The organism is Vibrio sp. HM8-C (genome assembly GCF_058630515.1).
This window is the reverse complement of record NZ_JBMMKS010000014.1, coordinates 50,743-76,467: the sequence shown is the minus strand read 5'-3', so window position 1 is coordinate 76,467 and position 25,725 is coordinate 50,743. Positions and strand designations below refer to the sequence as shown.

The following is a 25,725-nucleotide window of genomic DNA, read 5'->3' as shown; positions in this document are numbered from 1 at the left end:
ACTCCCTAATCCATCAGGAAAATAAGCGCTTTAACCAACCCTTCTTAACTTTCACTGGAGCTAATGTTTGAGAGAGTTCTGCTACTGATTTGGTTATCGAGCTATTCTTGCGTGACTCAACAAACGGTTTCCCCAAATTAGCGCTCTCAATTGCAGCTTTAAAATCATTAGGAATTACGTGACTTTTAATGCCTGTTAATGTCTGCTCAATATCTTTCAATCTTATTTGTTGTCGCTTTTCATAACGATTGATGATTAATTCTATCTGCTCTTTAGCTATCCCATATTCCAGAGTCAGTGCTTTGGTAATTCTAGATGCGTTTTTTATTGCTACAAGATTTTGCTGAGTAACCAAAAATACTTTGCTCGCCTGAGACAAAACTGGAGCAAACATTCTGTCTACTCCGGAAGATAAATCGATAAATACGTAAGGATAAAACTCCAACAACGTTGGTAATAACCGGCCCATTTGCATTGCTTTATCAAAGTTTTCATTGTGATTTTCATGCTTAAAACTTAGAACATGAAGACCAGAAGGATGCTTAGAGACCAAAGAGTGCAAAGATATTTCGTCTAAATCCTTAACATTTGCTATAGCATCATTAATGCTATATGCAGGATTAATATTTAGATAATCCATCACAACACCAAAGTGAATATCCAAGTCAAGTAGGAGTACTTTATCTTTATTTTGTAACGCTACTTCTACAGCTGTATTCAACGCTATAGTAGTAGCCCCTGAACCACCTTTAGTATTAAGAAAAGCAAACAGTTGACCAAGCTTACGTGCTGATATTTTTTCCTCAGCTACATTTTTTAATAACGGAACAAGATCGTTAATAGTTGAACTATCAGAAATAAAGTCGGCCGCCCCTAATCTCAATGCAATTTTTAGCGCTCCATTATCACTCTCATCGCCAAATATGATTAAAGAAGTACTAACCTCTGATGTTTCTAGCATTGGACCATCATAATTTTGCAACTCGACAACTTTTTGAGCCCAGTTGGGGCCCGTTTCTACAAAAATAAGGTCTGGTGGTGTGAAATTTTTGAAACTGTCAGCCATAACTCCATGCAAAGATATAACTTCAAAACTAAGGCTAGGACACAATGACAGCTCATTCATCATATGCAATTTAAACGCGTCACTGGAGTATAAAACCCAAACAGATAGATTAGTTTTCAACCTTATATTATTACTGTCACTACGAGACAATTTTACTGCTTCCCCCATAAAAATTCCTTTATAGTTATTTTTTACAATCCGTATAACGTTCTTCGCCATCACTACTTAATCGTTCAACACCTAAAGATTCCGCAGCTAAAATTGTTTCAAATTTAGGTGTCGTTATTACTCCGTTGTCACCTAAGAAATTCAAAACACCTGAAAATCCATAATTGTAACTTTCAACCCTTGCGCTTACATAATAGATATCATCGTAATTATTAGTAGGATCTAAAACTGAACCACCGTTTTTATCTAAGTAATCAATAATGATATTTCCTGCAGTTAAACCTTGAGGCTCTCGCTCACTTAGCGCAAGTTGCTTTATTTCCGGATCATTTACTTGGCAAACAGCAGCAATACGGGCAGCTCTACGAGTCAAGTCATTAATAGACTGCAAATTAAATATAAAAACACCAAGTTCAAGTATCGCAAAAATAATCAAAAGAACCGTTGAACCAACGATAGTAAACTCAACTAACGTGATACCTTTCTGCTTATTGTTGGTCTTCATGGCTCTGTCCTCAAAAGAGCTGAGGAGCTAAATGTTAAATCCAACAAAGAATCTAATGGTAAAAAGTTGAGTATTGGAGAGTAAGTATAAGAGGCGGTTACAACAACATATTTACCATCGATAGTAACCTGAACATTTGAAGTTTCTAAACCATCAAGTACAACTGGTGGATTATCACCTGCCGGCTGTGTTTTATTACCATACACAACCATATTTTTGATCGAGTCAAAATCAGCTACTGCATAAGGATCAGCAGTGCCATAAACATCCCGAACAGAATAACGAGCTGCATTTTGAACAGTTTTACTCAGCGTATTGTAGCTAATAAACGCATTACCAAACTCTACAATAATCGTTAATATCAGTAGCAACACTGGTAAGGTAATAAGAAACTCAACGGCTGCAATACCTGATTGCCTCGACTTTAAAATACTCATATTAAGACCCATTACTGTAAGGGTCTTTATAGAGAACGATTCTATAACTACCATCATTATTACTAGTAGCATTGGCAAGGGTACTGGAAGTCGGGCAGGACTCTATATATTCACCATAAACTTCTTCTTTTGAACCATTACTTGTAGGAGCTTGTTGCAAAAGATAAAAACAACCTAAGCCCGTTACTCTAAACGTGCTTTTACCTGTAGGGGTAGGATCATTGTTACTTGAATCTTTTGAGCAATCCAGAATAGGGACTGACATTATCCTACGTCCGCTACCTTGATTTAATGAATACAATGAATTTGTGTCATTAATTAACGTTGCATAATTTTCATAAAAACTATCATTAAGTTCATCAGCAGATAATTGACTATAATTTTCTTTCAACGCTACTAGAGCTTCATATTCACTTTCTGAAACAGATTTTTTGTCGTCAGAACCATTGGTTTCGTAATAAGCAATTTCTTCTTCCGCGGTAGATAAACGATCAAATACGTCTGAAATGGTGGTAATTCCCAACGCAATAAATGTATCGATGTCATCCTTTAATGATGCTGGAGTATCATAGTCTTCTTGGGTAAAAGTTCCTTTAATACTACCGCTTATTTCGTTAAATCTGGTATTCAATCCCTTACCAACGGGACCAATAGTATTCCCTGTTTTGGTTTCTACTTCACCGCCAACAGTCGCACAAGTGTTATTGTTTAAACCAACGCCTGTAACTCCAGCTAACTGTTCTGATAGATTATCATCAGAGTCAAAGTCTAGAAGCTGAAAATTCCCAGGGCCCATTAGTGAACGATTGGTTACCAACTTCAAAGCATAAACATTTTGAGCGACATACCCACGGTTTGCATCAGATTCATCAGCATCAGGATCTTCACAAACTGCAATAGGTACAATATTACAAGTGCCACCACCTGTACTTCTTCCAGCAACTGCACTATTTGATAATTTCTTATCAGTAATCCCTAGTACTTGAATAAAGAAACTTTCCAACTTCAAATTAGATACCGCAACACGTACATATCGATCATACATAGTAGATGCAGAGCCGCTGGAAAAATCAGAAGGGTCATTGGAAAACATTACAGATATATCCACTCCTTCATCAAAAAACCTTAACTCACTATTACCACCAGCTTCAGCCATTTCAGTTAAAGTATCAGTGACAGCCGCTCTTGCATCATCTTCACTCCCGCCTCGGTCAAGTACTAAAGCGGCAGCTAGTGCTGCGGCATCAACACTGTTTTGAAGCCGAGTTCTATTCATAAAAGCATGGTTGATATCGATAGCTAATGCCGTAACGCCAAGAAAAGCAAACAACGCTATAGTCACCATCACAGCAACCAGACCTCGCTGTTTCCGCATTCCGCGAACTGGGTGATGTGCTTTCATATAAGCCTCAACTTAGTTGGCAAAACCTGTTAATACTTGGCTATTAGCACTTTGTAATGATTCGCCTTTCTTTCCCGTATAAGTGCTGTAAATGCCTTCCATTTTTTCCCCGTTACCGGTTGGAAGAACTTCCAAGTTTTCCATCGTGGCATTCGGGTTGTAAACTTGCTCCTGCCTCACCTGAGCCATATAAGTTCCCAATGGAGCTGGGTTGGAACAGCCCGTAAGTGCTAAAACTGAAACCAACATAACAAATAGGTATTTCATTCCATGCTCTCCTTACATCTCATGTCCAAACGAACCTTCACTACCACCTTTTTCAGACTGTTCCAATCCTTGCGGTTCATCCGATTCTGCTTGGTGAGTTTCTTTAGGATTTTTAAGATAAGCCCCCTTACCTAACAGGTAATATTTGACATCATTAGGCTCAACGAAAGCATCAGTAGGTAATTTAATTTTAGAACGATCGATAGGTTTCGCCAGTCGAGGCGTAACAAGTATCACAAGTTCAGTTTCACCAGATATGTACTCTTTGCTACCAAACAGCTGCCCTAATACTGGAACATCGCCAAGACCAGGGACTTTTGATGCTGAATCTCGTACATTTTCACTAAGTAAACCTGCGATACCAATGGTTTGCCCATCAGCTAACTCAATTGTCGAAGAGGCACTACGGCGGGTAATTGGTGGAATGTAATAAGTAGCATTCGTACCTGAAGCACTTAAAGACAAACTGGTTGATGCAGCTATTTCACTTACATCTACAGCTAAATTGAGGTTGATTTTTTTATCACTTAACACGGTAGGAGTAAACTTCACGCCTACACCATATTCCTTATACTCGACGGTAATACCATCTTGATTAGGTACGGGGATAGGGAACTCGCCACCAGCTAAAAACTCAGCATTTGAACCACTTAATGCGGTTAAATTTGGCTCAGCAAGTACTTTTGCAACACCGGTTTCTTTCGCAATGTCCAAAGCCAAGGTAAACAAAGTATTACTGTCAATAAAAGAGCTTAAAATCCCTGTACTATCTACACCAACAGTACTCAAAACTGGACCTATCGAATTAATTCCACCTCCAACGGTAGTACCACCAATTGAAAATTTGCCATTGTTTTGAAAGAAGTTGAAATTGGTACCAAAGCGGCGAACCAGACTGCGTTGAACTTCAGCAACAGTTACTTCAAGCATCACTTGTTGCGCTCCACCAATACTCATTAAGTTGACAACACCAGTACTACTGGCTTGAGAGTTTCGTGAACCAGTAGCCCCGTCAGCAGCTTGACCAGCAGCATAAGTTTCAGCCAAACGTAGAGCTAAATTCATTTTCTCTAAAGAACTTACCTGTCCGCTTAAAATTAAACGGTTTTGGGCACTTTGTACGTTGATAGTCTCATCGGGCATGAGTTCAAAGAGCTTCGTTTTGAGATTATTTACATCATGAGTAACTTCAATATTAATTGACTCAATGAGCTCACCTCTACTGTTCCATGCCATTAGGTTGGTTGAACCGAGTTTCTTACCAATTAAAAACAGCTCATCAGCTTTTAACATCACAATATCGAGAACTTCTGGATCCCCTAAAGAAACCCGAGTCGCTTTTCCTGCTAACTCAACAAATGTGGATTTATGATGTGGAACATTCACTGTTTTACCACTTTGAGTAGCAGCCAGTACTTCGTGACTTAACGCGAAACACAGAGTCAGTGCCATTATTATTCTTTTCATCACTCACCTCATTCCTTGACACGAACACTGGAAGAATTCGTTCCTTTTATGATTGTTACTCTCGGAGCCACATACTGTTTGATAACTTTAGGCTCCACAGCATTCGGATTACGCAATGCTAATTGAATAGAACCTTTGCTATTAGCACTTAACAATTTCTCCGCTTCTTTTGGGGACACTTCCAAAGTCACGGCTCGTACAATAATCGGTTTGTTCTCTTTTGTTCTTGCTGTCTGATCGACTGCTAATACCTTAATATCTTTCAAAACTGTGGTGGTGTATGCGTTAACGGTGTTTAATATATCCACTCGGTTACCAGGGAGTAGAAAGCCAGCGACCCCAATAACGTCATTAACTCTAATGGTCAGTGCCCGCTTGTCTTCAGGAATTAAGGTCGCCAAAGTCGCACCTTGACCTGGAGCGCTAATATGCTCTGCAATCACAATTTCATCGGGATACATATTGTCCGTTGCGACCATACCGACAAGAGTCGATACATCAGTAAACTGGTTTTCTGCACGCCAAGCTTTCTCAAGTTGTTTGATCGTGAAATGTTGTTCATCAAGAACCGTCCCTGCCGCAATTTCAATGGCTGCGACGATAACTGGCTCCCGCTCAACAACTTCAACTTTAGTCTGGGGTTGTGCTTGCCGATCCATCCACTGCTTAGCAAAAAAAACGGCTCCTAGACCAAAAATGATCGACAGCAAAAACAGTAAAATAATCTGATTGCGACTCATCGAGCTCCTCCTCCTTTTCCATCCGCCGTGAAGTAAACTTCCCATGCACGCTCAAGTATTTCTGGCGTAATAATCGGTTCTGCTTCTTCAAAAGCGATGATATCTCGACTGATTCCGATAATGTCTTTTGGTAAACAAGGATAAAAGCCCACACCATGTAAACTGTGTAAGTTATATAAGCTTTCAAAAGACGCTTGCTGTACTGATAGCGAACGACCACTCGCCATGCTTTCCCACAGAGCGTGGTATTCAGATTGATGTAAAGGGTGGAATTGAATTTTGTAACCCAAACGGCGAAGAAATGCGGGATCACTAATTTTCTCAGGATCCAAGTTAGTCGAAAAGGCTAAGGTCAAAATAAACGGGATCGTAATTTGTTGACCATTAGGCAGAGAAAGATGGTCAAAAAAATACTCCATAGGCACAATCCACCGGTTGAGAATGGTGTCAACAGGCATAGGCTGACGACCTAAGTCATCGATAACCAAAATTCCATTATTCGCCATCATTTGCAATGGTGCCATCCATACTCTGTTGTGCTCAGTATGGTTAACCTCAAGCATATCCATAGTGAGCTCACCGCCTACTTGAATACTTGGGCGCTCACACAATACCCAACGACGATCATATTGATCTTTATAGGTTATGCTTTGCGGTTGTGCATCGTTGTCGACTACCGGTTTATGATGCTGCTGTGAAAGTACTTTTATAATGTTACCCGCAGCATAAACCGCATAGGGAATGTAAACCGAGGTATTAAGTGAATTGAGCAACCGAGTAGCTACATAAGTTTTACCAGTGCCCGCATCACCATACAGTAATAACGCACGCCCCGAATTGATGGCAGGTCCCAAAACAGAAATCATCCTATCGGCACCAAATACATCACTCATAGCACGAGTAACATCCGGTCTAGTAACTAGTTTGGCCCGCACATCTTGCGCCTTCACCATCGCATTATAGTCTTGTAATGAAACAGGAGCTGGTCCTAAATAGGCATCTCGTTGAAAAGCATTGTCAGCCTCTTGCATACCTGTTTCTGATAAACCATAGCGCACATGTCCAGAAGACTGAGCTAAATAGGAGTTGGACTCAGCTTGATAGACCTCAACTAAGGATTTCTTACGCAAAACCGCTATTAACTCTTCAATCATATGGCTGCTAATCGCCATCAAACGAGTTAATTGTAATATGTCGGATTTAGGATAAGCAGCTAACTGCTTAAGTAACAAATTTTCAAGTACCGCTTGAGGGATATGCAACTCATTAAACGTAGTGGGTACTTTGGGCGCTGAAGCTTGGGGAGACAGCACTGTTTTAGTAACTTCCTTTTGTAATGCTTCAGCCATAGCTACTTCCTTAGCTCGACAAAAATTAGTGTTGAAAATATTGATACATGGCTAATGCAACTATTACTATTGGAGCAAATGGCATGTAAGATATATCCGCCTTTGTGTTGAAGTCGTTTTTAAATCCCGATGAATAATTACCTAAACTGCAAGTAAGCTTAAAACTTCGAGCTGTAGTTTTTTGGGGGCAGGAAGAATAGAACATTTGTCTATTAAGTAACCAGTACATCCCCCCAATAAAACAGCAACAAAATAAAAGGTATATAGTGAATGTATATAAACCGCTATAGCCAACTAATAGACCAATTATGGCAATCAGTTTAACGTCGCCTGCAGCGACAACTTTAAGTATGTAAAAAGCAATCCCAACAAAAAAAGCGAAAAAGAATCCTAGAACATGTCCTCCAGCTACATTTAAATTGTCGGTCGACCAAGAGCTAAATAATGTAAACACAACAGATATAGAAAAAAGAAAAATAATCAAGTAATTAGGTATCCGATACTCTCGAGCATCAGATACACCAATTACTAATAAAGTTAACCATATGGTCAATAGCATACAAACCTAACTACCTTCAGGTCATATTTAGCCTGACGTAATCGTAGTCGTTATTTCGCCAACACCAGTTTGAATCGCGTTACCTAATCCAGTAAATGCAGCAGCCAAACCTGCAACAATCAAAGAACCAGCTACAACGTACTCAACAGCACTTAGCCCGTCTTCGTCTGCCCAAAAAGCTTTAACTTGCTCAATAAACTTATTCATTAGAGGCCTCCTTTTTAAATGGCTCATTTCTAATGTAGAGAGTTCTTAAGTTAGAGGTTAGGACTTTTTTGCTCTCTTTTGGTACTTTTTTATTCAAAAAAAGTAGAGGATCAATAAATTCAAACCACTCTTTAGGATGAATTTGTACTAATCGATTTGATTAATATTCCTCTCCAAGCCTTTAAGAAACTAGTTTCAAATAAGATAGGACAAACAGTTAGAATTGAGCATTACCTCTATGTCGCAAGCCAGTTAACTTATACTTGCACTTTCTCATTCTTGAAATTAATGAAAAAAATTACATTCGTAATATGAAGTAGTGTCACTATTAATAATCCCCGAATAAACTATTTTTGGGACGGCATTCTGCAACTTTTAGATGACAACTTGCACTTTCTTTCCATAACTCTACTCTTACATTGTCATGACACAAAACTGACACCATGACAGTTCCTTGACAAAAATTGCTAAACTTTTAGAGCTTATCTACGGAAGGATAAAACTCATCTATGGCAGCTAAACACGTAGCTCACTGGCTTGGGAGCCCTGTGAATCAACTACCAAAACGAGTTCAAGACGCATGTAACTCTTTTTTTACCGTGATTGAGCACGGTAATGATGTGTCTATTCTTAGTGAACCCAACATTCACTACGCTGTGTTTTTTCTTCACAAGGAAAAATGCCAAGAGTTATTGCTCACAGCACTAAGAATATGTGCAAACCTTAATAAGTATCTTGTGGTTATCCATGAAGGTAACTTTTTAAACTCTATTAATAGAAATGATGCTATTTTTGCTATCGTCGATATTTCAAAAGACGACCCACTAATTGCAGCCAACACCATTAGTGAAAAACTAAGCCTAAGCTTTTCTTCTGGTCATAGAGCATTTGACCCGAGATTGCAGCATGCTCCTGCTTCTCCTCATACAATGAGCAAAGAGATGTTGGATATTTTGAGACATATCGATCTGAATCTTACGCAGGAAATCAGAGAGGAAGATGTTGCAGGTTACTGCCATTACTCCATCTCCTACTTTTCCAAGCTATTCAAACGAATGGTTGGGGTTAGTTTTAGAGATTACATCTGCAGCAAACGAATCACGTTAGCAAAACGTCTATTGCTGGAAGAACCTAACGCAAAAATTGCCTTTGTTGCGTATCAATGTGGCTACCACGACGTTTCTTATTTCTCACGTATCTTTAAAAAGAAAACAGGAATTAGCCCCGGAGTATTCAGGCAAATTAATTCCCCTTAAAGTTACAAATTTTCACGTTTTGATCTTTTTCGAACCTACACACCCGTGCTAATGTTAAATTGAGTTAACATTTTTATAACAACAATTATTTTAATAACCAAGCGCTGTTGTATGGAGTTCGAAAATGATTCTGCCAAATGAGTCACATCAACCTTACTGCTCTCTCCCACCACCAAATGAAATGATATTGAAATGGGCTGACGAGCGTCCTAATGACGTTTATCTGAAACAGATTATTAACCGGCAATTCGTTGAATTCACCTATTCAGATGTTGCAGATAAAGCCTTACGTCTAGTTTCCGCCTTGCGAGGTTTGGGTGCAAATCCTGGAGATAAAGTTGCCCTGATTTCCAAAAACTGTGCTGAATGGTTTATATGCGATTTAGCTATGATGCTCGGTGATTATATCAGTGTTCCAATTTTCCCAACTGCGGGAGCGGATACAATCGAATACTGCTTAAACCATAGTGGCTGCCAACACATTATTGTGGGTAAGTTGGATGATGGAGAAGCGATAACAACAGTTTTGCAACAGATGCCTAATATCATAAGCATCTCATTGCCTTACGACTCAGCACCAAAATGCCAATACATATATCAAGATCTTATTAAACAATACCCACCAAGCTCAGAGAGAGTTCAACACCACGATGACAAACTAATGTCTCTGGTTTACACCTCAGGTACTTCCGGTCAACCTAAAGGGGCTATGCTTACATATGGTGCGTTTACTTGGTCAGTACAACAACTCATAGATTTGATTAGCATAAGAGAAGATGACCGCCTTTTCTCCTATCTCCCATTGGCACACATTACTGAGCGAGTTTATATATTCGGGACTTCCATTCAGGGTGGAGTACAAACTGCATTTCCAGAATCACTAGAAACATTTATTGAAGATGTAAGAATGCAGAGACCTACTTTCTTCATCTCTGTTCCCCGCCTATGGACCTTATTCCAACAAAGAATCCTTGATAAGTTACCACAACGTAAACTGAATATTTTGTTGAAAGTCCCTTTTGTAAACACATTAATTAAACGCAAAATATCAGACAGTTTGGGGTTAGATAATGCAAGGATTTTAGGTTGCGGCTCTGCACCAGTCTCACCAGCTTTGCTTAGTTGGTATCACCAGATTGGATTAAATATCACCGAGGCTTGGGGGATGACTGAGTCTTTTGCTTACAGCACCATTAACTACCCATTTAGAGCAGATAAAATCGGTACAGTCGGAAATTCTGGGCCGGGAGTGAAGATTAAAATTGCTGAAGATGGAGAGATACTGGTTCTTAGCAAAGGACTTTTTTCTGGATACTACAATAACGATATCGCCACTAAAGAATCGTTCGACAATGAAGGATGGCTTCACACAGGTGATATTGGTTCAATAGACAAAGACGGATATCTAAGCATTCAAGGACGTAAGAAAGATACCTTCAAAACAGCGAAAGGTAAATTTGTCGCTCCTGTGCCTATTGAAAAGAAACTCTTTGAATACTCTCGAGTAGAAATGATGTGCATGATTGGTCTGGGGCTACCAGCGCCTATTCTGCTAGTTGTACCCCATGATTTCCCTAACTTTGACCGTTCTCGCTATGAAAGAACAACGGAAAAAATCATAAAACGTATTAATGCTGAAGTCGAAACCCATGAACAAATCAAAGGCGTATTAATGATCAAAGAACCTTGGTCAATAGCCAATGGCATTCTTACTCCAACGCTTAAAATTAAACGTCATGTTTTAGAAAAGAAATATCATGAAATTGGGCAAAACTGGCCTAAAGGTCAGCTAATTGTTTGGGAAAAATAACGTTTCATTTGACTAAAAAGTAGCGATAAAAAGAAGCCCCATCAGCTTTCACTGATGGGGCTTTCTAATACTTATTAACTAATTATTAGTTAACTAGGCATTATTTCTTAGCGTTACGCTCTTTAACTTCAGCGATAACTTTTTCTGCAACGTTAGCAGGACATGGTGCGTAGTGTGCGAACTCCATAGAGAACTGACCACGACCAGAAGTCATTGTACGTAGAGTACCGATGTAGCCGAACATTTCAGATAGTGGAACGTCTGCTTTGATACGTACGCCAGTAGCCGCTGCTTGTTGGTCTTTGATCATACCACGACGACGGTTAAGGTCACCGATTACGTCACCAACGTGATCTTCTGGAGTAAACACGTCAACTTTCATGATTGGCTCTAGAAGTTGCGCGCCAGCTTTTGGCATAGTTTGACGGAATGCACCTTTCGCTGCGATTTCAAATGCAATAGCAGATGAGTCAACTGCGTGGAAGCCACCGTCGAATAGCTCAACTTCAACGTCTAGCGTAGGGAAGCCAGCTAGAACACCGTGAGCCATCATGCCTTCAAAGCCTTTTTCTACTGCTGGCCAGAATTCTTTAGGTACGTTACCACCAACAACTGTTGATTTGAACGTGAAGCCAGAGTTTGGCTCACCTGGTTTGATACGGTAGTCGATCTTACCGAACTGACCTGAACCACCAGACTGTTTCTTGTGCGTGTAGCTATCTTCAACAGCTTTAGTGATTGTTTCACGGTAAGCTACTTGAGGAGCACCAACAACTAGTTCAACACCGTAAGTACGCTTAAGGATGTCTACTTTGATGTCTAGGTGAAGTTCGCCCATACCTTTAAGGATGGTTTCGCCTGAATCTTCGTCAGTTTCAACTTGGAAAGATGGATCTTCTGCAACCATTTTACCGATCGCGATACCCATTTTCTCAGAACCGTTCTTATCTTTAGGCGCAACAGCGATAGAGATTACTGGCTCTGGGAAGATCATTGGCTCTAGAGTACATTCGTGCTTAACATCACATAGAGTGTGACCAGTTTGAACGTTCTTCATACCAACGATAGCGATGATGTCACCAGCTTGAGCTTCAGTGATCTCAGTACGGTCGTTCGCTTGCATCTCAACCATACGGCCGATACGCTCAGTTTTACCAGTTGCAGAGTTAAGGATGGTGTCACCCTTCTTAATGCGACCTGAGTAAATACGTACGAATGTTAGAGCACCGAAACGGTCATCCATGATCTTAAACGCAAGAGCTTTAAGTGGAAGTTCAGCGTCAACGATCGCTTTTTCGCCAGTTGGTTCACCAGTTGCTGGATCAGTTAGATCTTGTGGCTCAACTTCTGTTGGGCTTGGTAGGTAATCTACTACTGCGTCAAGAACAAGTTGCATACCTTTGTTTTTGAATGCAGAACCACAGAATGTTGGGAAGAACGCTAGGTCACGAGTACCTTTACGGATACAAGCTTTAACTTGCTCAACAGTCGGCTCTTCGCCTTCCATGTAAGCCATCATTAGCTCGTCGTCTTGCTCAACTGCTGTTTCGATCAGCATTTCACGGTATGTTTCTACATCGTCAACCATGTCAGCAGGAACGTCTTGGATAGAGTAGTTCTCTGGAAGACCAGAGTCATCCCATACGTATGCTTGACGGTTTAGGATATCAACAACACCTACGAAATCGTCTTCACGACCGATAGGTAGAGTCATAACTAGTGGGTTTGCACCAAGTACGTTTTTAACTTGCTCAACTACGTTGAAGAAGTCTGCACCCATACGGTCTAGTTTGTTTACGAAAATGATACGTGAAACTTCAGATTCGTTAGCGTAACGCCAGTTAGTTTCTGACTGAGGTTCTACACCGCCAGAACCACAGAATACACCGATACCGCCATCAAGAACTTTAAGTGAACGGTATACTTCAACTGTAAAGTCAACGTGTCCAGGAGTATCGATAACGTTTAGACGGTGATTTTTCCACTCACACGTTACAGCTGCTGACTGGATAGTAATACCGCGCTCTGCTTCTTGAACCATGAAGTCAGTAGTAGACTCACCATCGTGAACCTCACCAGTTCTATGGATTTTACCTGTAAGCTTTAGAATACGCTCAGTGGTAGTGGTTTTACCCGCGTCAACGTGCGCGAAAATACCAATGTTTCTGTATTTCGATAAATCTGCCATTGTCTTACTCTGTTAATAGGATATAAAATGCGCGCAGAGTATATCACAATCTGTCAAGACTGATACCCCTGCAAGCCGCTGCCCTTAAAAAATATTTAACTACAGCTAATGATCGTGAAATATAGGCGATTCCTGCCCAAGACGCGAGCGAATTCAAAAATATTTTCTTTTACTCTCATCTTTTAAGAATTGAACACGCTAAAGCTCATCGAATGCCTCAATAGCCTCTGATAATTTCTTAACGCCATGTATCTGCATTCCTGCAATACCGCCTTTAGGCATATTCGCCGCAGGAACAATTGCTCTTTTGAAGCCATGTTTAAAGGCTTCATTTAGACGCTCCTGACCACTTGGTACCGGACGAATTTCGCCAGCCAGACCTACTTCACCAAAGATCACGACATCTTTAGGTAACGGTTTATCGCGGAAACTGGATAGTAGAGCCATTAATAATGCTAAATCCGCGCTGGTTTCAGTCACTTTTACGCCGCCAACCACATTCACAAACACATCTTGATCAGCCATTTGCAGTCCGCCATGCTTGTGTAAAACCGCTAGTAGCAACGACAATCGGTTCTGCTCCAAACCCACAGCCACACGTCTTGGATTTGCCAACTGTGAATAATCCACCAGTGCTTGTATCTCAACTAATAGAGGGCGAGTGCCTTCCCATACCACCATTACCGAACTTCCCGATGTATCCTCTTCACCACGAGAGAGGAAAATCGCAGATGGATTACTCACTTCACGCAACCCTTGCCCTGTCATTGCAAAAACGCCGAGTTCATTTACTGCGCCAAAACGGTTTTTGTGGCTACGTAGTGTTCTGAATCGGGTATCAGAACCACCATCCAGCAATACTGAGCAGTCGATAATGTGTTCCAGTACTTTAGGCCCTGCCAAAGTGCCATCTTTCGTTACATGCCCAACGATAAATACCGCGACATTGTTCTGTTTGGCATAACGGGTCAGCGCAGTTGCTGACTCTCGCACCTGAGCAACAGTGCCCGGCGAAGATTGAACATCTGCAACATGCATCACCTGAATTGAGTCTATGACCATGATTCTAGGCTGCTCTTTCTCTGCCACCTGACAAATCTTATCCACGTTGGTTTCAGAGAGCATTTTCAGATGCTCTTTCGGAAGACCTAGACGAGATGCTCTCATAGCGACCTGTTGAAGCGATTCTTCACCGGTTACATAAAGCGTCGGCATTTGAGATGAAAGTAAACACATGGTCTGTAATAGAAGTGTGGACTTACCAGCCCCCGGATTACCACCAATTAAGATTGCCGCTCCTGGGACAACACCACCACCTAACACTCGATCTAGCTCTTTAAAACCGCTGCTAAAACGTGGCACTTCCTGCAAATTGATTTCTGAGAGAGTTTGAACCGTAGACTCCACGCTCCCCGCATAGCCACTGAGTCGCTCATTACGCGCAACTTGTGGTGACGCTGCCATTCTTACTTCAGATATGGTATTCCATGCTCCACAAGCGTTACACTGACCTTGCCAACGGGGAAAATCTGCGCCGCAATCGTTACACACATAAGCGCGTTTTGCTTTTACCATGGTTCCTCAAATTCATCTAAGTTGTGACAGAGAGACTTTAATAATATGTTGAATCAATGCAACATATTACTAAAGAAATCATTATCAATGCCGATTGTACTAAGAGAACACTACTCTAACAGAAAACTATGCAGCAATCTGAAATTCTCTCCCTCGCTGAACGGCTAATTCCCGCTTATAAATCAGCCGACTTTGAGCAACTCCTGAACAAATTCACCGGAGGGCAGCCACCGTCTGTCAAACTTCTTGTGAAGATGGAACTGAATCGCGTTATGGCTCCGTGCACGAAAAGCATCGATCTGCGCGGTCGAGTTCAAGGGGAATGCAGAGAATATGAATTAGATGGCCGGAAACATTGGCTTGATGATGTTGCATTTAATACCTATCACAAGAGTATTAAAAAGTTTGGCGGTTACACTGAAGGTGTTTGGGAAAACTTAATTAACACCCGTAACAACTTCCGAGTAATGAAACAGCAAGGAACGTTGAACAAAGGAAAAAGCGCTTCCATCGATGGGACTTTTGAAGTCGAGCCGATCAAACTAGGCTATGACCTTAAACGTTTAGAAAACCGCTTAAAGCTCAATACTCAGGTCAAAATTCATCTACCCAGTAACGAACAGGTTGTTCATGGGCTAAGTGTTGATTTGTCGGCATCTGGTGCAAAATTTAAAGTGCCTTCTGCGTTTAACTACAAGCTTGGCGATACAATTTGGGTTCAGTTTACTGAACTGGGTAAAAGTACTCAGGTTGAAGGGCTAAATAAACCAATTGAGTATCGTATTCTCGGTGTCGATGAGTCTTATGATAATGACGCAGTCAAATATTTACGTGCGTTAAAACTCTCAGATAGCACTATTATTGAACAAGTGATTGAAGAGTCGCTTAAAAACAATAGCCAAAAAGCTCGTCATGATAATCAGGATAAAATTATCCGAGCCAGAACTCGTGGCTATGAGCACAGTTATCTAAAACACACCTGTAACTTACCTGTATTTTTCAGTGGCAGTGAGCTGAAATTGGCGCTGCTTACCGAGAACAATCATCCCCTATGGCAATACTGGCACGATGAGCGAAACCAACAATCCTTGAGCAGTTTGTTTAATCAAACACGAATGGAGATGTTGACCAGACCAGGAGTGAGCGGCAGTAACAACGTACTTTACGCGTTTAAACATGAGCATCAGGATAAAACATTCTTCTTTTCTATGATGATGCCCGAAGCGACGAGCGAACAGAGAAAACTGTTTTGGCATATTGGTGCACGCAAAGAAAGCTGGAAAGCGTTTCGTCTTTCAGTCTTTGAACTTTCTGACATTGAACGTGAAGAATTGGCAAATCATTCAAGCGAGCTTGCCAATCAATCTAAGCAGCTAACGCACTGTGGCGTTTTACAAGAAATCAGTGATTTCAGCTCGGCAAAAGATTACTTGTTGGTTGATAAGCCTCAAATGCCAACCAGTGAACTTAATCCGTTCCGCCATCCACGCAAAGTTATCGGAGCGCCAACTGGTATCTATTTTGATGCTCGTTCACGTCGAAAAGAGCCTCGCTACAATTTAAAAACTCCGGTAAATGTCATTCAGAATGGTGAAATACTGTCTGAAGGTGCAACAGTCGACCTGTCTAAGCGCGGATTAAACGTGATTGTGAATACACCAGTGCACTTCAAAGCCGGTGACATGATCAACATCGATTACCTTGAGCTAAAACTGTATGACAAAAACTTACCACTTAATGCAGTCCCTTATCAGGTAATACGAATAAGCCCAGAAGGACAACGTCTACATCTGATGATCGATGAAAATGCTCAGACCATGAAAACCATCGCGTTTTTCAATAGCATCATTGAAAGTAATCAGGACAAGTTGAAACCGAAAGAAGAAATTTTGCCAAGCCCTCAGCTACTTGAAGGTCTACACAACATTTTGTTAGACAAGATTGTTAGCGCGCCTATTTTCGTAGAAAAAAGTGGTCCAAGCTTGAAACCTAGAGTGATTGGAGTGAACTACCCTCTTCCACCACATTTGGCCTTGCTAGCAAAACTCGGTCAAGAAGGACAACTCTCTTTAGAGCCAATATTCAAAGGGCATACCAACACACTGTTGGCAACGCCAATGAAGAAAATTGATGGTGCAGAACCTCAGTATAATGAAGTCTATATTTCAGCCATTAAGTTCGGTTCTCGTATCCAATCTGTTGAAACACAATTGTTATCAGATTTTCCCAATACAAAAGAACGAATTAAGTTTATTCAGAAAGCGCAATTGATGGGTGAAATTTTTGTCTTACGCCTGTGTGGTGCCCCAGTATTCGACCCGTTTACTGTTTTGCTGAGACGTGATTTGGATGAGCTGGCACAAATCAGCCTTCATCAAGCAAAAAACTTAGAGAAAGAAATCAGTTCGATAGCCGGCTATGGCGAAATTATCGATATAACTGAAGAAGTTCTTATTCGCTTAGAACTGACTAATTAAGTTTGCTCACAAATAAAAAATCCAGTGCTTCAACACTGGATTTTTTACGTAATTACTAGGTTATTCGCTAGCCGTAAGGTCGGCTTTCTCTTTCGCTTGCTGAGCTTCTCGCACATCTTTGTAGATGCGTCCCATCTCAATAAACGAATAGCGATGTTCAACGTATTCGTAAACATTGAATGAAATAGCCAACTTGTAGAGCGATACTGCGTGCGCATAATCACCCTGCATTTGATAGCGTTTGCCCAGATAGAAATAAGCTTCCGTTAAACGCTGTGCTAACAAGTTGTTGTCGCGAGTGCTTGCTAACACGACTTTAAACAACTGCTCTTCTGATATTTCATCCAACATCATAGCAACCAATAGCCAACCCCACTCTTCATTGTGAGATTTGAACTGTTCGCTAAGTTCTGATTTCGCGGCTTTAGGATCCAGATCCATTTTGATGATATAGCGCCACAAAGCTCTGAAGGGATCATTAGGATCCATTTGGTAATGTTTATCCGCTTCGTCAAACGCTAGCTGTGGACGTTCACCATAATAAAGAGCGACAGCTCTGTTACGCATTGCGTATTCATTATTAGGGTCGAGCTCCAACGTTGAATCAAATGACTCATAGGCTGCGTCAAATTCACCCGTTTCGGTGTAATACACACCTAACAAGTTAAAAATATCAGGTTGGGCGGGATTAAGCGCTAGTGACTGAGTGAAATCCAAACGAGCTAAGTCACGTAAGCCAACACTGTCATACGCATTACCACGCTCAAAAAGCATTTTTGCTCGAACTTCATCCGTTAAATCCGGTCGCTGGAGTAGCTGCGTCAAACGCGCGATTTGCACTTCCTGCTGAACACTTGCCTGTAAAGGAATAGCCATTGGTGGATAAACCCATGGTACCGATTGATCCGATTCTGATGAATTGCTCGCACATCCAGCTAATAGCATCAATGCAGCACTGGCTGCTGCTGTTTTGAACCATTTCACTAATAGATACTCCTGTATACCCAATGCATGAAAAAGGGAGCGAATCACGCTCCCTTTATAACACGCTTTTTAGATAAAATGCGAAAACAGTTCGCATTTCCATCTTTTACGTAAACTTATTCTGCGTCTGAAGCTGAATCAGTTGCTGCTTCTGCTGCTGGCTTTTCTACCGCTTCTTTCATGCTCAGACGAACACGACCTTGGCGGTCAATTTCAAGTACTTTAACTTGAACTTCTTGGCCTTCAGTTAGGAAGTCAGATACTTTCTCTACACGCTGATCAGCGATTTGAGAAATATGAACTAGACCGTCTTTACCTGGAAGAACCGTTACAAATGCACCGAAGTCTGCTAGACGTGCAACTTTACCTGTGTAGATCTTACCAACTTCAACTTCAGCAGTGATTTGCTCGATACGACGAATCGCTTCTTTCGCTTGCTCACCAGAAGTTGCAGCGATCTTGATTGTACCGTCATCTTCGATTTCGATAGTTGTACCAGTCTCTTCAGTCAGAGCACGGATAACTGCACCACCTTTACCGATAACGTCTTTGATCTTCTCAGCATTGATCTTCATTGTGTGGATACGTGGAGCAAATTGAGAGATATCTGCGCGAGCACCAGAGATAGCTTGATCCATTACAGATAGGATGTGCTTACGTGCACCTTGCGCTTGGTTAAGAGCAATTTGCATGATCTCTTTAGTGATACCTTCAATCTTGATGTCCATTTGAAGTGCAGTGATACCAGAGTTAGTACCTGCTACTTTAAAGTCCATATCACCTAGGTGGTCTTCGTCACCAAGGATGTCTGAAAGAACAACGAAATCGTCGCCTTCTTTAACAAGACCCATTGCGATACCCGCAACAGAAGACTTGATTGGCACACCAGCATCCATAAGAGCTAGAGAAGTACCACAAACAGAAGCCATTGAAGAAGAACCGTTTGATTCAGTGATTTCTGAAACAACACGTACTGTGTACGGGAATTCTTCTGGAGAAGGCATTACTGCTGCAATACCACGCTTAGCCAGTTTACCGTGGCCGATTTCACGACGCTTAGGAGAACCTACAAAACCAGTTTCACCTACACAGTATGGAGGGAAGTTGTAGTGTAGTAGGAAGTAATCTTTCTTCTCGCCAGTTAGCTCATCGATGATTTGTGCATCACGTTGAGTACCTAGAGTAGCAGTTACTAGAGCCTGAGTTTCGCCACGAGTGAATAGCGCAGAACCGTGAGTACGTGGAAGAACGCCAGTACGTACATCTAGTGCACGAACCATGTCCTTCTCACGACCATCAATACGAGGGTTACCCGCGATGATGCTACGACGTACAACTACTTTCTCTAGATCGTGGAAAATAGTGTGTACTTCTTTTAGGTTCAACTCTTCGTTTTCAGCAAGTAGCTTCTCGTTTACTTCTGCACTGATTTCATGGATGCGGTCATAACGCGCCATTTTTTCAGTGATTTGGTAAGCTTCAACTAGTTTAGTTTCAGCTAGTTCAGCAATTTTTGCTTTAAGCTCTGTGTTTTCAGCAGGAGCTGTCCAGTTCCAAGCAGGAGTAGCAACTTCAGCTGCAAACTCATTGATTGCATTGATTACCGTTTGTTGTTGGTCGTGACCAAATACAACTGCAGAAAGCATCTCTTCTTCAGTTAGGTTGTCAGCTTCTGACTCAACCATTAGAACTGCAGAATCAGTACCAGCAACAACTAGGTCTAGACGAGAAGTTGCTAGTTCTTTTTCACTTGGGTTCAGAACGAGTTGACCATCGATGTGACCAACACGCGCAGCACCGATAGGACCGTTGAATGGGATACCTGAAATAGCAAGCGCTGCTGAAGTACCAATCATAGTCACGATATCTGGTTGAACATCTGGGTTCACAGACATTACTGTCGCGATAACTTGAACTTCGTTTGTAAAGCCATCTGGGAACAGTGGACGGATTGGGCGGTCGATCAAGCGAGCAGTTAGTGTTTCGCCTTCTGAAGGACGACCTTCACGCTTGAAGAAGCCACCAGGGATTTTACCTGCAGCGTAAGTACGCTCTTGGTAGTTTACAGTTAGAGGGAAGAAATCTTGACCTTCCACCGCTTCTTTCTTACCAACAACAGATACGAATACTGCGGTGTCATCCATAGTAACCATTACTGCTGATGTTGCTTGACGAGCAATAACACCTGTTTCTAGCGTTACAGTGTGGTTGCCATACTGGAACGTTTTAACAACTGGTTTTTCGAACATGTAAATATTCCTTACTCTGAGCATTTGCTCAGATTAAATAAATGAACCTCACACATTACGAATCGCGACTAGTGAAAACGCGCTTCAATTCCGTATCCAGAATATTCAGCAAACACGCTTTGAATAGCCGCGACCGTTTGGTCGACGTGGTTGACTGTAATGTAGTGAGTATTAGTGTGAAAGCCTAACTAAGGATTTCGCCGTGCGTAGTATATACCCGCTTGCGGCAAGATGCTAATTTCAGGAAAGAATTAAGGTCGCCATAAATAGCAATTTTGACTTTCTACAGACACAAAAAAGGGGCATAAAGCCCCTTTTTCTTTAAACCTGCAAGGCAGACGCTAATTAGCGACGTAGACCTAGACGGGCGATTAGTGCGTGGTAACGCTCTAGATCTTTACCTTTTAGGTAGTCTAGAAGTTTACGACGGCTAGAAACCATACGTAGAAGACCACGACGGCTGTGGTGATCGCCTTTGTGAGCTTTGAAGTGACCTTGTAGGTGGTTGATAGAAGCTGTAAGTAGAGCTACTTGAACTTCTGGTGAACCAGTGTCGCCTTCAGAACGTGCGTATTCTGCAACGATTGCTGCTTTAGTTTCTGCATTCAGAGACATAATTCTCTCCTAAAGAGTTAAGTTTATATTTGTGTCAGCCAATCTCTGATTCAGCCGACACGTGAGGTGCGGATTATAGGGAATAACCTTTAACCACACAAGCGCTATTTCGCTTAATAACACCTGTAAGTTCGCTCGATAAATCCACAGAAATTGGCTTTGTAGTTAACAACGCAGCGACTTCAAGTACGCTATGGATAAACTACTAATCTTTTTGGCGCGATCTTTCCATCATCGTTAATTTCAGCAACACCTAAGAACAAACGTTCTTCGCCGCCAGTCATACGAACGATGCCTTCAGTTGGCGCACCAAATACTTGAACCGGTTGTCCATGTTGAACCATATCAACCAACTCAGGAACAAGGTTTACTTCTGGTAAATCCTGTACAGCAGTATCCATAGGCAACAGCAACGCATCAAGAACATCATAAGGTGAACGTTCTTCACGATGAGCTTGCTCAATAAGTGCGTTAAGCTGCTCAAGCGTTACCATATTTTCATATGGGTATTTCGCTACACCAGTACGACGCAACATAGTCACGTGCGCACCACAGCCTAGCATTTCACCTAAGTCATCGACGATAGTGCGGATGTAAGTGCCTTTTGAGCAGTGAACTTCCATCTCAACTTCATCATTTTCAAAACGATGCAGTACGATGTCGTAGACAGTGATTTTACGAGACTCACGCGGAACTTGGATACCTTGACGAGCATATTCGTACAATGGACGACCTTGGTATTTCAATGCCGAAAACATTGATGGTACTTGGTCCGTTTCACCACGGAATTTTTCGATACAACTCACCAACGTGTCACGGTCAACATTCACGTCACGTGTTTCAACCACTTCACCGTCTGAATCTGATGTATCGGTACGTTCACCCAGCCTTGCAATCACACGATAGCGCTTATCGGAATCAAGTAAAAACTGAGAAAACTTAGTCGCTTCGCCTAAGCAAATAGGTAGCATTCCGGTTGCTAGTGGATCGAGCGCTCCGGTGTGCCCTGCTTTTTCAGCAAAGAAAAGGCGTTTAACTTTTTGTAAGGTGTCGTTGGATGAGATGCCGGTTGGTTTATCAATCAGCACCACACCATTAATCGGACGCCCTTTACGACGACGAGCCATTACTCTTCGTCCTCACGACCTGCTTCTTTTTGCTTTTGCTTGTCGCTACTTACGACTTCAGAAACAAGGTTAGACATACGCATACCTTCAACTAAAGTGCTGTCGTAGTGGAAACGAATTTCTGGAGTTAGACGTAGGCGAATACGCTTACCAAGCATCATACGGATATGAACTTCGTGTTCACGTAACGCTTTTAGACAAGACTCTGGAGTTTGCTCACCAACACAAAGGAAAGTGACAAACACTTTCGCGTAAGCTAGGTCACGAGAAACTTCCACGTCAGAAATGGTCACCATTCCTAAACGAGAGTCACGAACTTCGCGTTGAAGGATCATTGCGAGTTCTTTTTGTAATTGTTGAGACACACGTTGAGTGCGGCTAAATTCTTTTGGCATAATTTTCTCACTAATAGAAAGAATGGGGGAATGGTATTCCCACTCCCCCATGGCGTATTCAACAACCGAACATTGCCGTTAATACTGCAGTATTAATGAACCCAGTTTCGCTTATCGATTGACGAACTTAGCAACAAAGGATTCATTAATTTTAGCGAATTAATCGATGGTACGTTGGATTTCGATAGTCTCGAATACTTCGATTTGGTCGCCTACGCGAACATCGTTGTAGTTCTTAACGCCGATACCACACTCATAACCATTCTTAACTTCTTGCATGTCGTCTTTGAAGCGACGTAGCGACTCAAGTTCACCTTCGTAGATAACCACGTTATCACGTAGTACACGAATTGGAGCGTTACGCTTGATAACACCTTCAGTAACCATACAACCTGCGATTGCACCCAGTTTCGGTGACTTAAATACGTCACGAACTTCAGCAAGACCAATGATCTCTTGCTTGAATTCTGGAGCAAGCATACCGCTCATTGCCGCTTTAACTTCGTCAATCAATTGGTAAATGATTGAGTAGTAGCGTAGGTCGATGCTTTCGTTTTCAACCGCACGACGAGCTGAAGCATCCGCACGAACGTTAAAGCCAACAACGATAGCATTAGATGCTGCTGCTAGTACTACGTCAGTTTCAGTAATACCACCAACACCAGAACCTACGATGTTCACTTTCACTTCTTCAGTCGATAGCTTCATCAATGAATCAGCGATTGCTTCAACAGAACCTTGTACGTCAGCTTTCAGTACGATGTTCAGTTCAGAAACGTCACCAGCAGTCATGTTAGAGAACATGTTCTCTAGTTTAGATTTTTGCTGACGAGCAAGTTTCACTTCACGGAACTTACCTTGACGGTAGTTTGCAACTTCACGAGCTTTACGTTCATCACGTACAACTGTCGCTTCATCACCGGCAGCAGGTACACCTGAAAGACCTAAGATCTCTACAGGAATAGAAGGACCAGCTTCGTTGATTTCGTTACCTACTTCGTCACGCATAGCACGTACACGACCGTACTCTTGACCACAAAGAACGATGTCGCCTTTGTTCAGAGTACCAGACTGTACAAGTACCGTTGCGATTGGACCACGACCTTTATCTAGACGTGATTCGATAACCACACCAGAAGCCATGCCGTCTTTCACTGCTGTCAGTTCTAGAACTTCAGCTTGTAGCAGGATAACTTCTAGAAGTTGGTCAATGTTAGTACCCTGTTTTGCAGAGATGTGAACGAACATGTTCTCACCGCCCCACTCTTCAGGAATAACATCGTACTGCGCCAGTTCGTTCTTAACGTTGTCTGGGTTAGCCGTGTCTTTATCGATCTTGTTCACAGCGACAATCAGAGGCACACCCGCCGCTTTCGCGTGTTGGATAGCTTCGATTGTTTGTGGCATTACGCCATCGTCTGCTGCAACTACAAGTACAACGATATCCGTCGCTTGAGCACCACGAGCACGCATAGACGTAAACGCCGCGTGTCCAGGAGTATCAAGGAACGTGATCATGCCGTTTGGCGTTTCAACGTGGTATGCACCAATGTGCTGTGTAATACCACCCGCTTCACCAGATGCAACGTGTGTACGACGAATGTAGTCAAGTGTTGATGTCTTACCGTGGTCAACGTGACCCATGATGGTAACAACTGGTGCACGAGAAACTTTTTCAAACTCGTTGTCACGGTCTTGCATTACCGCTTCTTCAAGCTCGTTCTCTTTGCGAAGAATCACTTTGTGACCCATTTCTTCAGCAACAAGCTGTGCTGTTTCTTGGTCAATCACTTGGTTGATTGTCGCCATAGCCCCCATCTTCATCATCACTTTGATGACTTCAGTACCTTTCACTGACATCTTACTTGCCAGTTCAGATACAACGATAGTTTCGCCGATTACAACGTCTGACTTAGCAACAACTGCGCTCTTGTCAAAACCATGTTGCATTGAAGATGGCTTAGCAATTTTGCCAGCTTTACGACCTTTACCGCCACGGCGAGTCTCGCGCTCTTGCTTGTCGTCACGATTAGACATTTTCGTCTTTTTCGTTTTGGTTGAAGCACCACGGCGACGACCACCTTCTTCACGACGGTCTGCTTCATCTTCTGCCGCGCGAGCATAGCTCGAAGTGGTCACATGGTAATCTGTATTATCGTCCATACTACCCTTTTTCTCTTCTTCAGCAGACCAACGCTCATTATTCTGTTCAGCCAATTCACGTGCTTTCTCAAGCTGACGAAGACTCTCTTCTTCAGCTTTACGCTTAGCTTCTTCTTCCTGACGACGCTTCAATGCTTCGGCTTCTTTTCGCGCTGCTTCTTGCTTCGTTTTATCTTCAGCAGAACGTTCACGTTGCGCCCCACCCTGTGCATCACGTTTAGCATCTTCTGCATCACGTTTTGCTTTTTCTTCTGCGTCACGTTTTGCTTGCTCTTCTGCTTGACGTTTTGCTTGAGCTTGCGCTTCCGCTTCACGTTTTGCAGCTTCTTCAGCTTCACGTTTCGCTAATTCTTCAGCTTCACGCATTGCAGATTCTTCTGCTTCGCGTTTTGCTTCATCTTCAATTGCACTGCGCTTAACATACGTTCGTTTTTTGCGCACTTCAACTTGAACATCCTTACTTTTACCGCCACCTGCACTTACGCTTAATGTGCTGCGGGTTTTACGCTGGAGCGTTAAACGAGTTGGCTCAGCTCCTGAGCCCTCTCCATGTTCCTTACGTAAGTGATTCAGAAGTTTGCTTTTTTCATCTTCTGACACGCTGTCTGAACTCGTTTTTTTCATACCAGCATCAGCAAGTTGTTCTAATAAGCGGTCAACTGGAGTACCAATTTCTTCACTCAGTGCTTTAACTGTAAGTTGTGTCATGCCGCTTTCTC

General features: G+C 42.1%; 21 protein-coding genes. 3 read left to right on the top strand and 18 right to left on the bottom strand.

Going from position 1 to position 25,725, the window contains the following annotated elements:
• Window positions 1–13: 13 nt before the first annotated feature.
• The 10 genes from ACOSVQ_RS15750 to ACOSVQ_RS15705 are packed head-to-tail and all read right to left on the bottom strand — an operon-like array spanning window position 14 to window position 8,167.
• Window positions 14–1,234, bottom strand: coding sequence for a CpaE/TadZ family protein (locus ACOSVQ_RS15750; protein WP_491983452.1), 1,221 nt, complete (start codon window positions 1,232–1,234; stop codon window positions 14–16).
• 16 nt (window positions 1,235–1,250) lie between these two features.
• The gene (locus tag ACOSVQ_RS15745) at window positions 1,251–1,739 is read right to left on the bottom strand and encodes a TadE/TadG family type IV pilus assembly protein (protein ID WP_491983451.1); all 489 of its coding nucleotides are present in this window, start codon (window positions 1,737–1,739) and stop codon (window positions 1,251–1,253) included.
• Window positions 1,736–2,176, bottom strand: a complete 441-nt coding sequence (locus ACOSVQ_RS15740) for a TadE/TadG family type IV pilus assembly protein (RefSeq protein ID WP_102986340.1) — start codon at window positions 2,174–2,176, stop codon at window positions 1,736–1,738. The genes ACOSVQ_RS15745 and ACOSVQ_RS15740 overlap by 4 nt, the downstream gene beginning before the upstream one ends.
• A gap of 1 nt (window position 2,177) precedes the next feature.
• Window positions 2,178–3,578, bottom strand: a complete 1,401-nt coding sequence (locus ACOSVQ_RS15735; protein ID WP_491983450.1) for a TadE/TadG family type IV pilus assembly protein — start codon at window positions 3,576–3,578, stop codon at window positions 2,178–2,180.
• A 12-nt stretch (window positions 3,579–3,590) separates the two neighbouring features.
• The gene (locus ACOSVQ_RS15730) at window positions 3,591–3,845 is read right to left on the bottom strand and encodes a hypothetical protein (RefSeq protein WP_491983449.1); all 255 of its coding nucleotides are present in this window, start codon (window positions 3,843–3,845) and stop codon (window positions 3,591–3,593) included.
• Window positions 3,846–3,857: 12 nt separating this feature from the next.
• Window positions 3,858–5,312: a type II and III secretion system protein family protein gene (locus ACOSVQ_RS15725; protein ID WP_491983448.1), complete on the bottom strand. Its 1,455-nt coding sequence runs from the start codon at window positions 5,310–5,312 to the stop codon at window positions 3,858–3,860.
• A gap of 8 nt (window positions 5,313–5,320) precedes the next feature.
• Window positions 5,321–6,052 (bottom strand): Flp pilus assembly protein CpaB, encoded by a 732-nt coding sequence (gene cpaB / locus ACOSVQ_RS15720; protein ID WP_491983447.1) that lies wholly within the window; start codon window positions 6,050–6,052, stop codon window positions 5,321–5,323.
• Window positions 6,049–7,401, bottom strand: a complete 1,353-nt coding sequence (locus tag ACOSVQ_RS15715) for an ATP-binding protein (protein WP_491983446.1) — start codon at window positions 7,399–7,401, stop codon at window positions 6,049–6,051. The genes cpaB and ACOSVQ_RS15715 overlap by 4 nt, the downstream gene beginning before the upstream one ends.
• 25 nt (window positions 7,402–7,426) lie before the next feature.
• Window positions 7,427–7,960 (bottom strand): A24 family peptidase, encoded by a 534-nt coding sequence (locus ACOSVQ_RS15710; protein WP_491983445.1) that lies wholly within the window; start codon window positions 7,958–7,960, stop codon window positions 7,427–7,429.
• A gap of 27 nt (window positions 7,961–7,987) precedes the next feature.
• Window positions 7,988–8,167: a Flp family type IVb pilin gene (locus ACOSVQ_RS15705; protein ID WP_491983444.1), complete on the bottom strand. Its 180-nt coding sequence runs from the start codon at window positions 8,165–8,167 to the stop codon at window positions 7,988–7,990.
• 509 nt (window positions 8,168–8,676) lie between these two features.
• Between ACOSVQ_RS15705 and ACOSVQ_RS15700 the strand changes: the two genes are divergently transcribed.
• Both ACOSVQ_RS15700 and ACOSVQ_RS15695 read left to right on the top strand, forming a co-directional pair.
• Window positions 8,677–9,423 carry a helix-turn-helix transcriptional regulator gene (locus ACOSVQ_RS15700; RefSeq protein WP_491983443.1) on the top strand — a complete coding sequence of 249 codons (747 nt, stop codon included), beginning with the start codon at window positions 8,677–8,679 and terminating at the stop codon, window positions 9,421–9,423.
• A 124-nt stretch (window positions 9,424–9,547) separates the two neighbouring features.
• Window positions 9,548–11,233 (top strand): AMP-binding protein, encoded by a 1,686-nt coding sequence (locus ACOSVQ_RS15695; RefSeq protein ID WP_491983442.1) that lies wholly within the window; start codon window positions 9,548–9,550, stop codon window positions 11,231–11,233.
• A gap of 100 nt (window positions 11,234–11,333) precedes the next feature.
• On the opposite strand, the gene fusA is transcribed toward ACOSVQ_RS15695, so the two are convergent.
• Window positions 11,334–13,421 (bottom strand): elongation factor G, encoded by a 2,088-nt coding sequence (fusA, locus tag ACOSVQ_RS15690; protein WP_491983441.1) that lies wholly within the window; start codon window positions 13,419–13,421, stop codon window positions 11,334–11,336.
• A gap of 198 nt (window positions 13,422–13,619) precedes the next feature.
• The gene (gene radA, locus ACOSVQ_RS15685; protein WP_491983440.1) at window positions 13,620–14,996 is read right to left on the bottom strand and encodes a DNA repair protein RadA; all 1,377 of its coding nucleotides are present in this window, start codon (window positions 14,994–14,996) and stop codon (window positions 13,620–13,622) included.
• A 128-nt stretch (window positions 14,997–15,124) separates the two neighbouring features.
• On the opposite strand from radA, the gene ACOSVQ_RS15680 reads away from it, so the two are divergent.
• Window positions 15,125–17,473: a PilZ domain-containing protein gene (locus tag ACOSVQ_RS15680; protein WP_491983439.1), complete on the top strand. Its 2,349-nt coding sequence runs from the start codon at window positions 15,125–15,127 to the stop codon at window positions 17,471–17,473.
• A gap of 60 nt (window positions 17,474–17,533) precedes the next feature.
• Here ACOSVQ_RS15680 and nlpI read toward each other — a convergent pair whose 3' ends face one another.
• The 6 genes from nlpI to infB form a co-directional block, all read right to left on the bottom strand.
• A complete protein-coding gene (nlpI, locus tag ACOSVQ_RS15675; RefSeq protein WP_491983438.1) occupies window positions 17,534–18,457 on the bottom strand; it encodes a lipoprotein NlpI in 924 nt (307 codons plus the stop codon).
• 116 nt (window positions 18,458–18,573) lie between these two features.
• Window positions 18,574–20,706: a polyribonucleotide nucleotidyltransferase gene (pnp, locus tag ACOSVQ_RS15670; protein ID WP_491983437.1), complete on the bottom strand. Its 2,133-nt coding sequence runs from the start codon at window positions 20,704–20,706 to the stop codon at window positions 18,574–18,576.
• Window positions 20,707–21,051: 345 nt separating this feature from the next.
• Window positions 21,052–21,321, bottom strand: a complete 270-nt coding sequence (gene rpsO / locus ACOSVQ_RS15665; RefSeq protein WP_491983436.1) for a 30S ribosomal protein S15 — start codon at window positions 21,319–21,321, stop codon at window positions 21,052–21,054.
• Window positions 21,322–21,512: 191 nt separating this feature from the next.
• Window positions 21,513–22,448: a tRNA pseudouridine(55) synthase TruB gene (gene truB / locus ACOSVQ_RS15660; protein ID WP_491983435.1), complete on the bottom strand. Its 936-nt coding sequence runs from the start codon at window positions 22,446–22,448 to the stop codon at window positions 21,513–21,515.
• Window positions 22,448–22,843 carry a 30S ribosome-binding factor RbfA gene (rbfA, locus tag ACOSVQ_RS15655; protein WP_165310368.1) on the bottom strand — a complete coding sequence of 132 codons (396 nt, stop codon included), beginning with the start codon at window positions 22,841–22,843 and terminating at the stop codon, window positions 22,448–22,450. Before rbfA ends, truB begins: the two co-directional genes overlap by 1 nt.
• A gap of 159 nt (window positions 22,844–23,002) precedes the next feature.
• On the bottom strand, window positions 23,003–25,714 hold the full coding sequence (gene infB / locus ACOSVQ_RS15650) for a translation initiation factor IF-2 (protein ID WP_491983434.1): 2,712 nt from the start codon (window positions 25,712–25,714) through the stop codon (window positions 23,003–23,005).
• Window positions 25,715–25,725: the final 11 nt, after the last annotated feature.

What these genes read in the sequence shown, in the direction of transcription:
- pnp (WP_491983437.1), bottom strand. Translation starts at nt 20,706, where the DNA reads ATGTTCGAAAAACCAGTTGTTAAAACGTTCCAGTATGGCAACCACACT.
- ACOSVQ_RS15710 (WP_491983445.1), bottom strand. Translation starts at nt 7,960, where the DNA reads ATGCTATTGACCATATGGTTAACTTTATTAGTAATTGGTGTATCTGAT.
- truB (WP_491983435.1), bottom strand. Translation starts at nt 22,448, where the DNA reads ATGGCTCGTCGTCGTAAAGGGCGTCCGATTAATGGTGTGGTGCTGATT.
- ACOSVQ_RS15730 (WP_491983449.1), bottom strand. Translation starts at nt 3,845, where the DNA reads ATGAAATACCTATTTGTTATGTTGGTTTCAGTTTTAGCACTTACGGGC.
- fusA (WP_491983441.1), bottom strand. Translation starts at nt 13,421, where the DNA reads ATGGCAGATTTATCGAAATACAGAAACATTGGTATTTTCGCGCACGTT.
- ACOSVQ_RS15735 (WP_491983450.1), bottom strand. Translation starts at nt 3,578, where the DNA reads ATGAAAGCACATCACCCAGTTCGCGGAATGCGGAAACAGCGAGGTCTG.
- ACOSVQ_RS15750 (WP_491983452.1), bottom strand. Translation starts at nt 1,234, where the DNA reads ATGGGGGAAGCAGTAAAATTGTCTCGTAGTGACAGTAATAATATAAGG.
- cpaB (WP_491983447.1), bottom strand. Translation starts at nt 6,052, where the DNA reads ATGAGTCGCAATCAGATTATTTTACTGTTTTTGCTGTCGATCATTTTT.
- ACOSVQ_RS15740 (WP_102986340.1), bottom strand. Translation starts at nt 2,176, where the DNA reads ATGAGTATTTTAAAGTCGAGGCAATCAGGTATTGCAGCCGTTGAGTTT.
- radA (WP_491983440.1), bottom strand. Translation starts at nt 14,996, where the DNA reads ATGGTAAAAGCAAAACGCGCTTATGTGTGTAACGATTGCGGCGCAGAT.
- ACOSVQ_RS15680 (WP_491983439.1), top strand. Translation starts at nt 15,125, where the DNA reads ATGCAGCAATCTGAAATTCTCTCCCTCGCTGAACGGCTAATTCCCGCT.
- ACOSVQ_RS15715 (WP_491983446.1), bottom strand. Translation starts at nt 7,401, where the DNA reads ATGGCTGAAGCATTACAAAAGGAAGTTACTAAAACAGTGCTGTCTCCC.
- infB (WP_491983434.1), bottom strand. Translation starts at nt 25,714, where the DNA reads ATGACACAACTTACAGTTAAAGCACTGAGTGAAGAAATTGGTACTCCA.
- ACOSVQ_RS15700 (WP_491983443.1), top strand. Translation starts at nt 8,677, where the DNA reads ATGGCAGCTAAACACGTAGCTCACTGGCTTGGGAGCCCTGTGAATCAA.
- rbfA (WP_165310368.1), bottom strand. Translation starts at nt 22,843, where the DNA reads ATGCCAAAAGAATTTAGCCGCACTCAACGTGTGTCTCAACAATTACAA.
- ACOSVQ_RS15695 (WP_491983442.1), top strand. Translation starts at nt 9,548, where the DNA reads ATGATTCTGCCAAATGAGTCACATCAACCTTACTGCTCTCTCCCACCA.
- ACOSVQ_RS15725 (WP_491983448.1), bottom strand. Translation starts at nt 5,312, where the DNA reads ATGAAAAGAATAATAATGGCACTGACTCTGTGTTTCGCGTTAAGTCAC.
- ACOSVQ_RS15745 (WP_491983451.1), bottom strand. Translation starts at nt 1,739, where the DNA reads ATGAAGACCAACAATAAGCAGAAAGGTATCACGTTAGTTGAGTTTACT.
- rpsO (WP_491983436.1), bottom strand. Translation starts at nt 21,321, where the DNA reads ATGTCTCTGAATGCAGAAACTAAAGCAGCAATCGTTGCAGAATACGCA.
- ACOSVQ_RS15705 (WP_491983444.1), bottom strand. Translation starts at nt 8,167, where the DNA reads ATGAATAAGTTTATTGAGCAAGTTAAAGCTTTTTGGGCAGACGAAGAC.